Annotated in this window: 12 protein-coding genes; 8 read left to right on the plus strand and 4 right to left on the minus strand. The window is 67.9% G+C overall.

The features are described 5' to 3' along the window. Positions 1-3: 3 nt before the first annotated feature. Both HCR12_RS03555 and HCR12_RS03560 read right to left on the minus strand, forming a co-directional pair. Positions 4-483 carry a ribose-5-phosphate isomerase gene (locus HCR12_RS03555; RefSeq protein ID WP_166867701.1) on the minus strand — a complete coding sequence of 160 codons (480 nt, stop codon included), beginning with the start codon at positions 481-483 and terminating at the stop codon, positions 4-6. Continuing rightward, positions 480-2,219, minus strand: a complete 1,740-nt coding sequence (locus HCR12_RS03560; protein ID WP_166867699.1) for a dihydroxyacetone kinase family protein — start codon at positions 2,217-2,219, stop codon at positions 480-482. The genes HCR12_RS03555 and HCR12_RS03560 overlap by 4 nt, the downstream gene beginning before the upstream one ends. Before the next feature lie 335 nt (positions 2,220-2,554). Between HCR12_RS03560 and HCR12_RS03565 the strand changes: the two genes are divergently transcribed. The 3 genes from HCR12_RS03565 to HCR12_RS03575 are packed head-to-tail and all read left to right on the plus strand — an operon-like array spanning position 2,555 to position 5,678. Beyond that, positions 2,555-3,520 (plus strand): carbohydrate ABC transporter permease, encoded by a 966-nt coding sequence (locus tag HCR12_RS03565; protein ID WP_166867697.1) that lies wholly within the window; start codon positions 2,555-2,557, stop codon positions 3,518-3,520. Beyond that, on the plus strand, positions 3,517-4,338 hold the full coding sequence (locus tag HCR12_RS03570) for a carbohydrate ABC transporter permease (RefSeq protein ID WP_191412354.1): 822 nt from the start codon (positions 3,517-3,519) through the stop codon (positions 4,336-4,338). The genes HCR12_RS03565 and HCR12_RS03570 overlap by 4 nt, the downstream gene beginning before the upstream one ends. Positions 4,339-4,394: 56 nt before the next feature. Then, on the plus strand, positions 4,395-5,678 hold the full coding sequence (locus HCR12_RS03575) for an ABC transporter substrate-binding protein (protein ID WP_166867694.1): 1,284 nt from the start codon (positions 4,395-4,397) through the stop codon (positions 5,676-5,678). Between the two features lie 117 nt (positions 5,679-5,795). Here the strand turns inward: HCR12_RS03575 and HCR12_RS03580 are convergent, their stop codons facing one another. Both HCR12_RS03580 and HCR12_RS03585 read right to left on the minus strand, forming a co-directional pair. Then, positions 5,796-6,701: an NADP-dependent oxidoreductase gene (locus HCR12_RS03580; protein WP_166867692.1), complete on the minus strand. Its 906-nt coding sequence runs from the start codon at positions 6,699-6,701 to the stop codon at positions 5,796-5,798. Next, positions 6,698-7,735, minus strand: a complete 1,038-nt coding sequence (locus HCR12_RS03585) for a Gfo/Idh/MocA family protein (protein WP_166867690.1) — start codon at positions 7,733-7,735, stop codon at positions 6,698-6,700. Before HCR12_RS03585 ends, HCR12_RS03580 begins: the two co-directional genes overlap by 4 nt. A 238-nt stretch (positions 7,736-7,973) precedes the next feature. Here HCR12_RS03585 and HCR12_RS03590 point away from each other — a divergent pair, with 238 nt between their 5' ends. The 5 genes from HCR12_RS03590 to HCR12_RS03610 all read left to right on the plus strand — a co-directional run bounded on the left by HCR12_RS03590 (position 7,974) and on the right by HCR12_RS03610 (position 13,260). After that, entirely contained in the window at positions 7,974-8,918 is a 945-nt protein-coding gene (locus tag HCR12_RS03590; protein WP_166867688.1) for a LacI family DNA-binding transcriptional regulator, read from the plus strand. Positions 8,919-9,086: 168 nt separating this feature from the next. Then, a complete protein-coding gene (locus tag HCR12_RS13620; RefSeq protein WP_224763637.1) occupies positions 9,087-9,923 on the plus strand; it encodes a helix-turn-helix domain-containing protein in 837 nt (278 codons plus the stop codon). A 90-nt stretch (positions 9,924-10,013) separates the two neighbouring features. Continuing rightward, positions 10,014-11,141, plus strand: coding sequence for a Gfo/Idh/MocA family protein (locus HCR12_RS03600; protein ID WP_166867686.1), 1,128 nt, complete (start codon positions 10,014-10,016; stop codon positions 11,139-11,141). Beyond that, positions 11,141-12,142: a sugar phosphate isomerase/epimerase family protein gene (locus HCR12_RS03605; RefSeq protein ID WP_166867683.1), complete on the plus strand. Its 1,002-nt coding sequence runs from the start codon at positions 11,141-11,143 to the stop codon at positions 12,140-12,142. Before HCR12_RS03600 ends, HCR12_RS03605 begins: the two co-directional genes overlap by 1 nt. Next, the gene (locus HCR12_RS03610; RefSeq protein WP_166867681.1) at positions 12,142-13,260 is read left to right on the plus strand and encodes a serine hydrolase domain-containing protein; all 1,119 of its coding nucleotides are present in this window, start codon (positions 12,142-12,144) and stop codon (positions 13,258-13,260) included. Before HCR12_RS03605 ends, HCR12_RS03610 begins: the two co-directional genes overlap by 1 nt. Positions 13,261-13,272: the final 12 nt, after the last annotated feature.

A 13,272-nucleotide genomic window follows, 5' to 3' on the forward strand; every position in this document is an offset into this window, starting at 1 on the left:
GGGTCACCCGCAGGCCCCCGTCTGCTCGTACTCGCCGATGAGCGCGACCTTCTCGGCGCTGGGGCTCGTGGCGTCGAACCGGTACTCGAGCCATTCGCGTGCCAGTCGGCGGGCGAGCTCGATCCCGACGACACGCTGGCCCATGCACAGCACCTGGGCGTCGTTCGAGAGGATCGACCGCTCGACCGAGAAGCTGTCGTGGGCGGTCACCGCTCGGATTCCGATGACCTTGTTGGCCGCGATCGCAACGCCCAGACCGGTGCCGCAGATGAGGATCGCGCGGTCGGCTTCGCCGGAGGCGACCAGTTCGGCGGCGGCGATCGCCACCTGCGGATACGCCGTGTGCCCGTCCGCGTCGACACCCACGTCGGTGACGGATGCGACGAGCGGCGATGCCTCCAGGTCGGCCCTGATGGCCTCTTTGTAGGCGAATCCTGCGTCGTCGCTGCCGATGACGAGGCGGAGCGGTGCGGTCTGGTTCACGAGATGTGGTCCTTTCGATCGAGGATGTCGGCGACAGTGCGCGTGATGAGGGCGAAGGAGTGAGCACCTGCGTCGGGCGTGCCGAGGCTGCGCTCGGCATGCGGCCGGGCCCGACCCATGCGGGGGAGCATCTGCGCTGTCGCCTCTGCAGCTGCGGTGGCCGTGACTGAGGCCGCGCGCCATGCCGTAGCGAGAGCATCTCCGGCATCGATGCGCGTCGCGAGATCGTCCGCGAACGGGGCGATCGCGTCGACCATCGTCTTGTCGCCGAGTTGCGCTCTGCCGAACGCGCAGATGGCGTCGAGAGCCGCCGTGCAGCCGGAGCTCACCCGGCTCGCGGTGGGTGCCTCGTCGTCGCCCAGACGCTCGCCGAGGCTTCTGAGGGCGAGGCCCCACAGCGCGCCGGAGGTGCCTCCGGCGCGGTCGGACCAGGCATCCGCCACATAGGCGAGGAGAGATCCCGCTCCTGCGCCCGCCTCGCGAGCGACAGCGGCTGCTGCAGCCGCGGCCGTGGCGCCCCGCTGCATGCCGATGCCGTGGTCTCCGTCTCCGGCGACAGCGTCGATGCGTCCGAGCTCGTCGACCGCCTGGTCGATCGCACGCGCGGTCGCTGCGAGTGCCTCGGCGATCAGGGCGGCGGCGTGGCGAGAGCCCGCGTCGGCCTCCGGGAATTGCATGACGTTGAGTGGGGCGACCTCTCCGGTGCTCTCGACGCGGCGGTGCGCGGTCATCGCGCCGTGGCGGAAGGCAGGCGCGTCGGCGGGAGCGAGCCAGAGCGCCTCGAGCTCGTCGGTGAGCCACATGAGGGTGAGCGAGGCCCCCGCCATGTCGAAGCTCGTGCAGAATTCGCCGACCTGAGGAGCGATGATCTCAATGCCTGCCTGCTCGAGGCGCCGGGCGATGCCGCCGTAGACGACGTACAGCTCTTCGTATTTCACGGAGCCGAGACCGTTGAGCAGCAGGGTGACGCGCTGCCCGTCCGGCGAGTCCACGCCGTCGGGGAGCTCGGCGAGCAGCGAGCGCACGAGCAGCTCAGCCAGACCGTCGGCCGTCGGAATGTCGGTTTCGTCGATTCCGGGTTCGCCGTGGATGCCGAGGCCGACCGCCATCCGTCCCTCGGGGACGGTGAACAGGGGGGCGTCCGCACCGGGAAGCGTGCAGCCCGAGAAGGCGACGCCGAGGGTGCGGGTGCGCGCGTTGGCCAGCGTCGCCACCCGGTGGACCTCGTCGAGGTTCGCTCCGCGCTCGGCTGCGGCACCAGCCACCTTGAACACGGTGAGGTCGCCGGCGATGCCGCGCCGCTTGTGTGCCTCGTGCGGCGGCGCGGAGGAGATGTCGTCGGTGACGACCACGGTGCGCGTGCGGATTCCCTCGCTGAGCAGCCGCGCTTCGGCGGCGTCGAAGTTCAGGACGTCGCCGGCGTAGTTGCCGTACGAGAAGAGCACCCCTTTTCCCTGATCGGCGGCGCGGGCGACCGAGAGGATCTGCTGGGTGGAGGGTGACGCGAACACGTTCCCCATCGCGGCGCCGTGGGCGAGTCCCGCGCCGACGAGGCCGCCGAATGCCGGGTAGTGGCCGGAGCCGCCGCCGATGATGAGGGTCACGGTGGGCTCGTCCGCCTGCGTCGCCCGGACGACACCTCCAGGTGCCGCACGCACGTGATCGCGATGGGCGGCGGCGAATCCGGCGATCATCTCGTCAGCGAACGCCGTCGGGTCGTTGAACAGTCGTGTCATCGGGTCTCCTCATCGATGAGCGCATACGCGTCCTTCCTGAATACGGGTCGGAGGGCGGCGGGCGCTTGCGTTTCCGTGCCGTGATGTTGCGGAGGGCGCCACCCTGCATCTCGGGGGCGATCGTGCCTCGTCCGTGAGAAAGCGTCGGGAGGCGCGGGAGTGCGAGTATGACGAGACACCTAAAGCCAGCGCAGGCCCAAGGCCGCGCGGACAAGGTGCATTCGAGCCATCCGCGCTGATGTCGGACGGCGCCTAGAACGTGTCGGGCACGTGCAAGCCGCAGTTGCGGCCTCCGAGAGAGAGTTGCCCCACCACGACCCAACGAGGAGCCGCCGGTGACTGTAGAAACGCCCCCGACCGAGACGCCGACGCCGTCGCGGCCGCTCGCGACCGCCCCGCGTCGATCCGCCAGCGCGCGCAACGCGCGGCGCACCGACTCGCGCTCGCTCTGGATCTTCCTGGTTCCTGCCGGAATCGTCTACGGCTTCGTCGTGCTCATCCCGAGCCTCCAGGGCGTCTTCTTCTCGTTCACCAACTGGAACGGGCTCGACCCCGACTGGGAGTTCATCGGCTTCGCGAACTTCGACCGCCTCTTCGGCGATGCCAACGGTGTGAAGGCCATCGGCAACACCTTCATCTACGCGATCATCACCACGATCTTCGAGAACATCTTCGGTCTGCTCATCGCGCTCGCACTGCACTCCCGCATCAAGAGCCGCAACGTCCTGCGCGTGCTGTTCTTCATGCCCGTCGTGTTGCTCTCCGTGGTGATCGCCTACCTGTGGCAGTACCTCTTCCAGGTCAACAACGGGGCGATCACTCAGCTCATCCAGGCGATCGGCTTCACCGACGTGAACCCGAACTGGCTGGGCGACCCCAACCTCGTCGTCTATTCCATCTGCGTCATCGTGATCTGGCAGTTCACGGGATACACGATGGTCATCTACCTGGCCGGGCTGCAGGGTATCCCCGAGGAGCAGCTCGAAGCCGCATCCCTTGACGGCGCGAGCGCCGTGCAGCGCTTCTGGCACGTGGTGCGGCCGCTGCTCGCTCCGGCGATCACCGTGAACATCATGCTGTCGCTCATCCGCGGGTTCATGATCTTCGACCAGATCTGGGTCACCACAGGCGGTGGTCCCGCCGACACGAGCCACTCTCTGTCGACCCTCGTGTACCGCACCGCATTCCAGTTCGGAGAACTCGGCCGCGGGGCCGCGATCGCCGTCGTGCTCGCTGTCATCGTCGCCGTTCTCGGGTACTTCCAGTACCGCGGCCTTCTTCGCTCGGGAGGATCCAAGTGACCCGCTACACCTGGCGCACCGGCACGCTCGAAGCGGTGATGATCGTCATCGCGCTGATCTTCATGGTGCCGATCTACGTGCTCGTCAACCTCTCGGTGCGTGAGCAGAGCGATCTCACCTCACCGCTGCTGCCGACGCAGAACCCCACCTTCGGGAACTTCGCGGTGGCGTGGGAGAAGTCCGGGCTCGCCCAGGCGATGGTGAACAGCACCCTGATCACCGTTATCAGCGTGGGTCTGCTGGTCGTCGTCGGAGCGATGTGCGCCTACGCCCTCGCTCGTGCCACCGCACGTTGGTCGTCGCCGGCGTTCTACCTGTTCATGATCGGGCTGCTCATCCCGTTCCAGCTGGGGCTCGTTCCGCTGTACCGCAACTTCGCGGCGATGGGTCTGCTGGGCTCGGTCGTGCCGCTCGTCATCATCTACATCGGTCTGAGACTGCCGTTCACGCTGTTCCTCTACACCACGTTCCTGCGCCAGATCCCGGCGGAATACGAAGAGGCTGCGGCGATCGACGGTGCGGGGATCTTCACCCGCTTCCGCCGAGTGGTCTTCCCTCTGCTGCGCCCCATCACAGGAACCGTGATCATCCTCAACGGCCTCTTCGTGTGGAACGACTTCCTCACCCCCCTGCTGTACCTCAGCGGCTCGGTGAACCGCACAGTGCCGCTCGCGGTCTACAGCTTCGTCAACGACAACACCACCATCTGGCCACTCGTCTTCGCCGCACTGATCATCAGCGTGATTCCTGTGCTGATCGCGTTCTTCATCTTCCAGAAGACGCTCATCAAGGGATTCGCCAGCGGCGTCAAGGGCTGATCGCACGTCAGCCTGCATCACCACCCACACCTGCACCACCTCGGAAAGGAAACACAATGCAGTGGACCCGCTCACTGGCCACCGGAGGCGCGACACTCGCCCTCGCCAGCCTCGTACTCACGGGCTGCGCAGCGCCCGGCACCGATTCGGGCGCGCCTGCCGCGACCGATGACGGCACCTTCCTCAAGATCGACTGGCTCGCGAACGAGAAGGCCGGAATCGACGCTGTCGTCGCCGCCTTCCAGGAGGCGAACCCCGGCGTGCAGGTCGTCGTCACGACAGCCGACACCGCCCAGTACCAGGCGTCGATCCGCACGCAGCTGGGGACGGGAACGGCGGCGGACGTGTTCTACGTCTGGCCCGGCGACGGCAACACCGCCGCTATCCGTCAGCTCGACGGCGGCGACTTCATGACCGATCTCTCGGACGAGGCTTGGGTCGCCAAGTACCCCGACTTCATCCGCGAGCTCGTGTCGATCGACGATGAGGCGTACATCATGGCGCCGCTCGCGACGGCGTTCGCGCCCGTGTACAACGCGTCGGCGCTCGCGACCTCCGGTCTCGAGGCGCCCACCACGTGGAGCGAGGTCATCCCGTTCTGTGAGGCGGCTGTCGCTTCCGGCAAGGTTGCGTTCGCGCTCGCTGGCAACAATCTGTACGCGGGTCAGGCGCCGTACTACGCGCTGGTCGCTGACCTCGTATACGGAACGGGCACCGAATTCGACCAGGAGCTCCTGGACGGCAAGACCACCTTCGACTCGCACGAGGGCTACCTCGAGGCCACCGAGAAGTACCTCGAGATGATCGACGCCGGCTGCTTCCAGCCGAACGCCACCGGCACCCCGTACGACGAGTCGAACCGTATGGTCGCCTCGGGTGAGGCTCTCGGCCAGTTCCTCATCGGCACCCGCATCGCCGCGCTTCAGGCCGCCGCTCCGGACGAGACCTTCACGATCGTCCCGTTCCACAGCGACGACGATGACGCCACCAACGCGCTCACCCTCTCGACCCAGGGTGGAGCGGCTGTCTACGCGAAGTCGCCTCGCCAGGAGACCGCGAAGAAGTTCGTTGCATTCCTCGCGGACAACATCTCGCTGTACCAGTCGGTGATGCCGGGAACGATCCCGACCATCACCGACGGCTTCGAGCCGAAGGATGCCAACGAGCAGGTCCTCGCTGACGCGCTCGGTGATGGCAGCGCCGTGCACTACCTCAACCAGATGTGGCCGAACGCTCGCATCGAGTCGGCTATGGTCAACGGCATCCAGGGCCTCCTGATCGGCACCATGACGCCGAAGCAGATGCTCGAGGGCATGCAGAAGGAGTTCGACACCAAGTAAGGTGCAGAACCCCGCGGTGGCCGCCTTCCCCGGAAGGCGGCCACCGTCGTCTGCGCTCCTTCTGGCGAGGAGACGATGAGGGCCCCCGCTCGCAGGAGCGGGGGCCCTCATCGGTGCTCAGCCGAACGTGAGCACGACCTTTCCGGCCAGATGTCCGGTCTCAAGTCGGCGATACGCCTCCTGGATCTGCTCGAAGGGGAACTCCTCTTCGATGCGCATTCGCAGTGCGCCGGACACGAGATCGGCGGTGATCGCATCGACGACATCTCGGTTCATCCCGCGGCGGGCCACGTACTCGACCTCGTACCAGGTGCTGTACCCGGAGATCGTGTTGATACGGTGGCGCGGCACGCCGAGGCTCAGCGCCGCCTCGATGGTCGCCTGACCCTCGTGGTCGAGGACGATGGAGATGCCTTCCGGGGCGATCTCCTTCAGACGGTCCGCGAGGCCTGGGCCATAGCTGACGGGCTCCACGCCCAGCTCGCGCAGCAGGGAGTGGTTGCGCTCGCTCGCCGTTCCGATGACGCGTGCGCCGCTGCGCACGGCGTACTGGGACGCGAAGAACCCCACCCCGCCCGCCGCGGCGCTGACGAGCACCGTGTCGCCGGGGCCGGGATTCTGGGAGAAGACGGCGACGGCGGCCGTCTGGACAGCCACCGGGACGCTCGCAGCCCAGGTCCACGGGAGTTCGGCGGGCTTGGGGGCGAGGAGTCCGGCGGGGGTCACCGCGTACTCGCCGATCACCCACTCGCCGGTGCCGATCACCTCGTCGCCCACGGCGAACTCGGTGACAGCGGAGCCGACGACCTCGACGGTGCCTGCGTACTCCCGGCCGATGCCCGACGGCAGCGGCGCCACGGGTGTCGCGCCCCGCCGCACCTTCACGTCGGCGGGGTTGAGACCCGCGGCTCGAAGCCGCACGAGACACTCGTCAGGGCCGGGCTCCGGGCGTTCGACCTCGACGATCTCCACCACCTCCGGTCCGCCGTACCGGGCGTATCGGGCTGCACGCATCGTGCTCATTCGGGTGCTCCTTCCGCGCCGAGTGCTCGGCGGATCTCATCGATGGTCTCCAGCACGTCGACTGACCGTGCGAGGGGGTGCATGGGGGACTCCGTCAGTCCGTCGGCGATGTGCTGCGCCGCCCAGGCCGCCTGCCAGCACAGTCCGTCGGATCCGACGATGCCGCTGCGGTCGTCGAACCGTGAGATCGGAGAGTTCGCGCTGTCGATCAGCTCGAGGCTACCGGGCAGCGGCAGCCGCGAGTCGAGCCGAATCCGGCCGGCATCGCCAGCGATCGTCGCATGTGAGCTCGTCCACGTGCGCAGGCTCGCGCCGACGGTGGCGAGCGCACTCCCGTGGTGCATCACCGCGCAGAACTGATCCTCGATCCCGGTCGCTGCGGTGGTTCCACTGACTACGATGCGATCGGGACGGCCGAGCACGAGCTGGTCGAGCCACAGCGGATACACACCGATGTCGAGCGCCGCGCCGCCGCCGAGAGCGGGGTCGAAGAGGCGGTTGCGTGCGTCGTAGGCGACCCCGCCCAATCCGATCTCCGCCTGCAGCAGCACAGGTTCGCCGACCGCCCCATCTGCGAGCAGCTGCGTGAGCACGCTCGTCTTCGGGTGGAATCGGGTATGCATCGCCTCCATCGCGAAGCGACCCGCGCGGTGAGCGGCCGCGGCGATCTCGCGTGCTTCGGCTGCACTCGCGGCGAGCGGCTTCTCCACGAGAACGTGCTTGCCGTGCTCCAGCGCGAGCAGAGCGAGGGGCAGATGGTGTGTGTGCGGTGCGGCGACGTAGACGATGTCGACAGCTGGGTCGGCGACGAGCTGCCGATAGTCGCCGTAGGACCGCGCGATTCCATGCTCCGATGCGAAGGCGTCCGCCCGCGCTGTGTCCCGCGACGCGACGGCGTCGATCCGCTGATCGGTGTGTCGGTGCAGCGCAGACGCGAATGAGCGCGCGATCGCCCCCGGCGCCAGCACGCCCCATCGCAGGCGCGGTCCGCCGCGCAGCAGCGGCAGGACGGGCGCCGGCATGGCCGTTGTCATTCGTCCAGGCTTGCACGCCGGTGCTGGCCGAGCTCGCTTGTGTCCACCTCTCGCAAATGGATGGCGTCGTCGTGCAATCGATGAGGGTGGCGCGGGTGATCCAGATGGTGGCCGCGATGCGCAACGTGCTCGGATCCTCCGCTCGATAGGATCCGAGCGGACCCGTCACATCGGGTTATGTGGAAGGACCGGATCTGTGACCCCCGAGCCGACAGCGCGCGTTACGCGCCCGAAACGGGTGACGCATGATGACATCGCGCGCGCGTGCGGTGTCTCGCGCGCGACCGTGAGCTACGTGCTCAACGATGTACCGGGCCGCATGATCTCCGATGCCACGAAGGAGCTCGTGCTGCGCACGGCCCGCGAGCTCGGCCACGTGCCGTATGCGCCTGCGCGCATGCTGCGCCTCGGGCGAAGCGATGTGGTGCTCGCTCTCGTGAGGGACTTCTCGCCCGGGTTCATCTCGAACTCTCTGCTCAAACGGCTCGACGTCGCGCTCGCCGAGCGCGGGTTCGTGTTGCTCACGCATCGATACGATGCCTCCCTGCGCTCGCTGCAGGAGCTGTGGCAGCTGGTATCCCCGAGCCTGGTGGTGGTGATGGGCGGACTCACACTGTCGGAGCAGGAGCGTCTTGACGCGACAGCGCAGCGGGTGCTGCGCGTTCATGGCACTCTGCCGAACGCCGAGATCGGCCGGATGCAGGCGGCCTATCTGGCTGAGCGCGGCCACCGTGTCATCGGCTCGGCGGTGCCGGGCGAGCGAAGCCTGGCTCTCATCGCGCTGGAGCGTCTGCGGGGTCTGCGAGAGGAATGCGCGCGGCTGGGGCTCGCCGACCCTCAGGAGGTCGTGGTCGACCCCGCTGACGTCGAGTCGGCGGCTGCCGCCCTCGATGCGCTTCTGGCGATCGATGGGCTGACGGCGGTTGCCGCGCACAACGACGACATCGCGGTGGCTCTGATCGGCGCGATGCGCTCTCGCGGTCTCGTGCCGGGGGAGGACCTGGCGATCGTCGGCGTCGACAATTCTCCAACGGCTCGCACCGAGGTGTCCACGGTGGAGATCGACGTCGATCGGTGGGCGGACCGGGTGATCGCGGCGGCAGTGGCGATTCTCGATGACGTGGAGCCCCCCGAAGTGGGCGGCGATGACCTGATCCGGATGATCTCCCGCTCGAGCGCCTGAAGCAGCTCTCGCTGCGGAGCTGGGTGCGTGTCTGCGCGCGCGGCGGCCGGCGGCTGGGACTCTCGGCCTGCGCCGTGTTGACGACGTGACATTACTCGTGTAACACTGCCGTAGTTACACGAGTAATGTGAAACGAGTAACCGATTCGTCGAAGGAGCCGAGTTGACGATGCTTGCGCCCACCGCATCAGCGATGTTCATTGATCGCCTGGAGGTTCTCAGCCTTCTCGGCGGTACCACCTACCTGGAAGGCGCGCATCCCGACCGCCCCACGTTCGACGTCGTCCACGTCGCCACCGGCACCGCACATCTGGGGGCTCAGCCGCCGCGGCTCGGCGCGGGCGATATCGCCGTCCTCCGAAGTGCCGGACGCGTGCGGATCGACGTCGCCTCGGGGGCTCACCTTGTGATCGTACGCATCCCCGAGACGGCAGCAGGCCCGCACGCGCAGGCCATGCGCGGCGCGTCAGGGCGCACCCTGCGCGCCGAACAGGGGACGTCGGGTCTCGTCGCCCACCTCCTCCGCGGTCTCGCGGCCCAGGGGGACGTGGGCACCGAGCACCCCGCGCGACTCTCCCAGCACGTCGTCGGACTCATCGGGCTCATGTGCCTCGACTCGCGAGACGATGACGCCTGGCGACCCGACATTCTGCGCGAGGCCATCGAGTACATCGAGCAGCATCTGTCTGACCTCGACCTCAACCCCGACGCGATCGCCGCGGCCCAGAACATCTCGACACGGACGCTGCACCGGCTCTTCGAACGCGAAGGCCTCACTCTCGGCACCTGGATCCGCACCCGGCGTCTGGAGCAGTGCCGCGCCGAACTCACCGACCCCGTGCTTGCGACGACCGCAGTGAGCGCGATCGGAGCCCGATGGGGGCTGTGGGATGCCGCACATTTCAGCCGGCTGTTCAAGAGCGCCTATGGAGCCTCGCCCCGCGCGTATCGGCAGCAGGTGCTCGCTGAGCGCTCACGCACGTCGAATCAGCTCAAGTCGGCCTAGTCGGCCACAGGCAAACCCACGTCCGCGACGTGCAAGACCGCATCGGCACCTGCCGCGACGCTGGAACAACGAACGACACGGAGGTCATCGGTGAAGGAACTGAAGGTCGCGCTCATCGGTGCGGGATTCATGGGGCGCGCGCACAGCCTCGCGTATGCGATCGCGCCCCTCGCGAGCGAGCTGGGTGCGACGGTCACCAAGGCGGTGCTCGTCGACGCGAACGCGGAGATCGCCGCCGGTGCGGCGGCGCAGCTGGGGTGGGCGGAATCAGCCACGGATTGGCGGGAGGTGATCGCCCGCGATGACATCGACATCGTCGACATCTGCACGCCTCCGCAGTTCCACGCCGAGATCGCTCTCGCCGCTGTCGAAGCGGGAAAGCATGTCTTCTGCGAGAAGCCCATCACCAACGATCCGCGCGAAGCGCGCGCCATCGTCGAGGCGGCGCGCGTCGCTGGCGTGGTGACGCAGGTCGGCTACAACTACCGGCACACCCCCGCGGTGTCGTTCGCGAAGAAGCTGCTCGATGAAGGCGCCCTCGGTGCACCCCTGCAGTTCCGCGCGAGCTACAACCAGGAGGTCGGGTTCTGGGCCGACCCGAACCGCTGGCGCGCGACCAAGGCGACCGGAGGGTCCGGCACGGTCGGAGATATCGGCTCCCACATCATCGACCTGGCCGAGCACCTCTTCGGCGACATCGTCCGCGTCGCCGCCCGGGCGCGCAGCTTCGGAGTCGATGGCTGGCGCCCCGACGCCGAGCGCATCGATGGCGACCTCATCGACGACGCCGCCGTCTGGCTTGCCGAGTTCTCGAACGGAGCGATCGGCACCTTCAGCGTCAACCAGTTCGCGGTGGGTCGGAAGAACCGCGTCTACTTCGAATTCGACGCCACGCGCGCATCGGTGCAGTTCGACTGGAACGACCGCGAGACGTTCAAGGTCGCCTATGTCGACGACCCCGCTGATCACCGCGGCTTCCGCACGATCCACACCAACGATCAGCATCCCGACGGATGGTGGCGCCTGGCAGGGCTCGGCACCGGCTACGTCGATGTGTCGGCAATCCAGTTCCAGCACTTCGTGCGGGCCATCGTCTCCGGTGAGCCGACCGCGCCTGACTTCGCCCGCGCGGCGCATGTCGAGGATGTGGTCGCGGCCGTCTACCGCGCTGGCCAATCGGATTCATGGGTCGACGTGACCGACGGGGGAGCGATCTGATGGCCGCCGACGACAACATCCGCTTCGGCACCAACATCATCACGTTCTACGAGTCGGCGTGGTGGGGACTCGAACCGGGGCTCAACCACCCCCGTTGGACGGAGGCGTTCTGGGCAGACCCGCGTCGCTACTTCGACGGCATGCTCGACGGCGCCCGCGACGCCGGACTCGAGGGCATCGAGCTCGCGCCCGACCCCGCGGGCTGGGAGGCGGCGCTGAAGGTGTACGGAAGCACAGCGGGCTTCCGGGCAGCGCTCGAGGAGCGAGGCCTCGAGCTGAGCTCGAGCTACGCCCATGGGCGTCAGCTGATCGGCAACGCGATGGCCGACTCGTCTCTCATCGCCGTGGCCGACGATGCGTTCGAGCGTCATGCTGCGTTCCTCGCGGAGATGGGTGCATCGACCATCGTCACCGGCAACATCATGCGCAGCCGCTTCGGCAACGAGAGCCCCGATGACACCGCCACGCCGGAGGACTTCTCGCGGCCCGTGGAGCGCGACCTGCATGAGCGCTTCGCCGACCACCTGAATCGCCTGGGTGCGATCACCTGGAAGCACGGCGTCACCATCGCGATCCACACCGACGCGTACTCGGTCTGCTCGCGCAATGAGGACATCGCGACGGTCATGGAGCTGACCGACCCCGAGTCGATCGGGCTGTGCCCGGACGCTGGCCACATCACCCTTGACGGCGGAGATGCTGTTGCGGTGCTGCGCGACCACATCGATCGTGTGCCCACGATGCACTGGAAGGACTGCGCATCACCGCTGTCGGGGCACGTGCTGCGCGGCGACCAGAAGGAGCGCCACGCGGTCATGCTCACCCACTTCCGCATTCTCGGCTCAGGTCTCGTCGACTGGAACGAGTGGATGCGCATCCTGCGCGACCATGCGTGGAAGGGCTGGGCGACGGAAGAGATCGACAACTCACCTGACCCGATCGGCGAGCTGCGCCACGGTCTCGAGTTCTTCCGCGAGCACCTGGCCCCCATCTACCGGTGATGAGCGAGCCGGAGATCATCGACATCGCGGGGAGCACGGACCCATCCTTCGCAGAGTTCCCCGAGGTGTTCGCGCGCGCCATCGCGGCGCAAGGTGGCGGGGGTGCCGCCCTCACGGTGATCCACCACGGGCGCACTGTCGTGGATCTGGTGGGCGGCACCTACCGTCCCGACACCGTGCAGCTGGTCTTCTCGGTGTCCAAGGCGCTCACGGCGATCGCCGCGCTGCATGCGGCCGACGCGGGGACGCTCGACCTCGACGAGCCTCTCGGCGAACGATGGGTCGAGTTCCGGAAGCGTTCCACCGCCTCCATCACCCCGCGGATGGTGCTGTCGCATCGTTCGGGGATCGCCTCGCTCGATCGGGCTCTCAGCTACCGGGAGATCCTCTCGGGAGCAGGCGAGGAGGCAGTCGCCGCCCAGGAACCCTACTGGGAGCCGGGGACGCGACACGGCTACCACGCGTTCACCTTCGGGCCGCTGATGGATGGCATCTTCCGTCGCACCCTCGGGATGACGGTAGGCGCGTACCTCGCGTCGCAGATCGTGCGCCCACGCGGACTCGACATCTGGCTCGGCTTCCCCGACGATCTCCACCCCCGGCTCGCACCGGTCCGCTATCAGCACGGGGCGGTCTCTCGCTCCCGGGCGGCGTTCGCAGCGGCGAGCGGCATCCCCACCGGGACGACCTCCGCACTCGCGCGGGAGATGGACGTATACAACGGCCCAGGTTTCGCCCGCGCCGGGTTCCCTTCCTCGAGCGGCGTCGCCTCGGCGAGGTCTCTCGCCGAGCTCTTCGCGGCGACCATGGACGAGTCGCTGCTGGCGCCCGCGTCGCGTCGCGACCTCGTCGGAGAGCTGTCTCGCGGCACCGATGCGGTGCTGGGTGTCGAGACGGCGTTCTCCACCGGCATGCAGCTGCCGTTCCCGCAGTTCCCGATGTTCGGTCCGTCGTCGTACGGACACGAGGCGGCGGGCGGATCGTTCGCGATCGCCGACCCCGAAGCAGATCTCGTCGTCGCCTGGACGACCGACATGTTCCCCCGGATGGCAGGGGCGAGTCCGTCCGGACTCGCCCTCATCGACACCATCCGACACCTGCTGCGCCGCCAGGCGTAGCGTCCACTGACA

The sequence above is a fragment of the Salinibacterium sp. ZJ70 genome (genome assembly GCF_011751865.2).
In the GTDB taxonomy this organism is placed as follows: domain Bacteria; phylum Actinomycetota; class Actinomycetes; order Actinomycetales; family Microbacteriaceae; genus Homoserinibacter.

What these genes read in the sequence shown, in the direction of transcription:
- HCR12_RS03560 (WP_166867699.1), bottom strand. Translation starts at nt 2,219, where the DNA reads ATGACACGACTGTTCAACGACCCGACGGCGTTCGCTGACGAGATGATC.
- HCR12_RS03605 (WP_166867683.1), top strand. Translation starts at nt 11,141, where the DNA reads ATGGCCGCCGACGACAACATCCGCTTCGGCACCAACATCATCACGTTC.
- HCR12_RS03580 (WP_166867692.1), bottom strand. Translation starts at nt 6,701, where the DNA reads ATGAGCACGATGCGTGCAGCCCGATACGCCCGGTACGGCGGACCGGAG.
- HCR12_RS13620 (WP_224763637.1), top strand. Translation starts at nt 9,087, where the DNA reads ATGCTTGCGCCCACCGCATCAGCGATGTTCATTGATCGCCTGGAGGTT.
- HCR12_RS03610 (WP_166867681.1), top strand. Translation starts at nt 12,142, where the DNA reads ATGAGCGAGCCGGAGATCATCGACATCGCGGGGAGCACGGACCCATCC.
- HCR12_RS03575 (WP_166867694.1), top strand. Translation starts at nt 4,395, where the DNA reads ATGCAGTGGACCCGCTCACTGGCCACCGGAGGCGCGACACTCGCCCTC.
- HCR12_RS03585 (WP_166867690.1), bottom strand. Translation starts at nt 7,735, where the DNA reads ATGACAACGGCCATGCCGGCGCCCGTCCTGCCGCTGCTGCGCGGCGGA.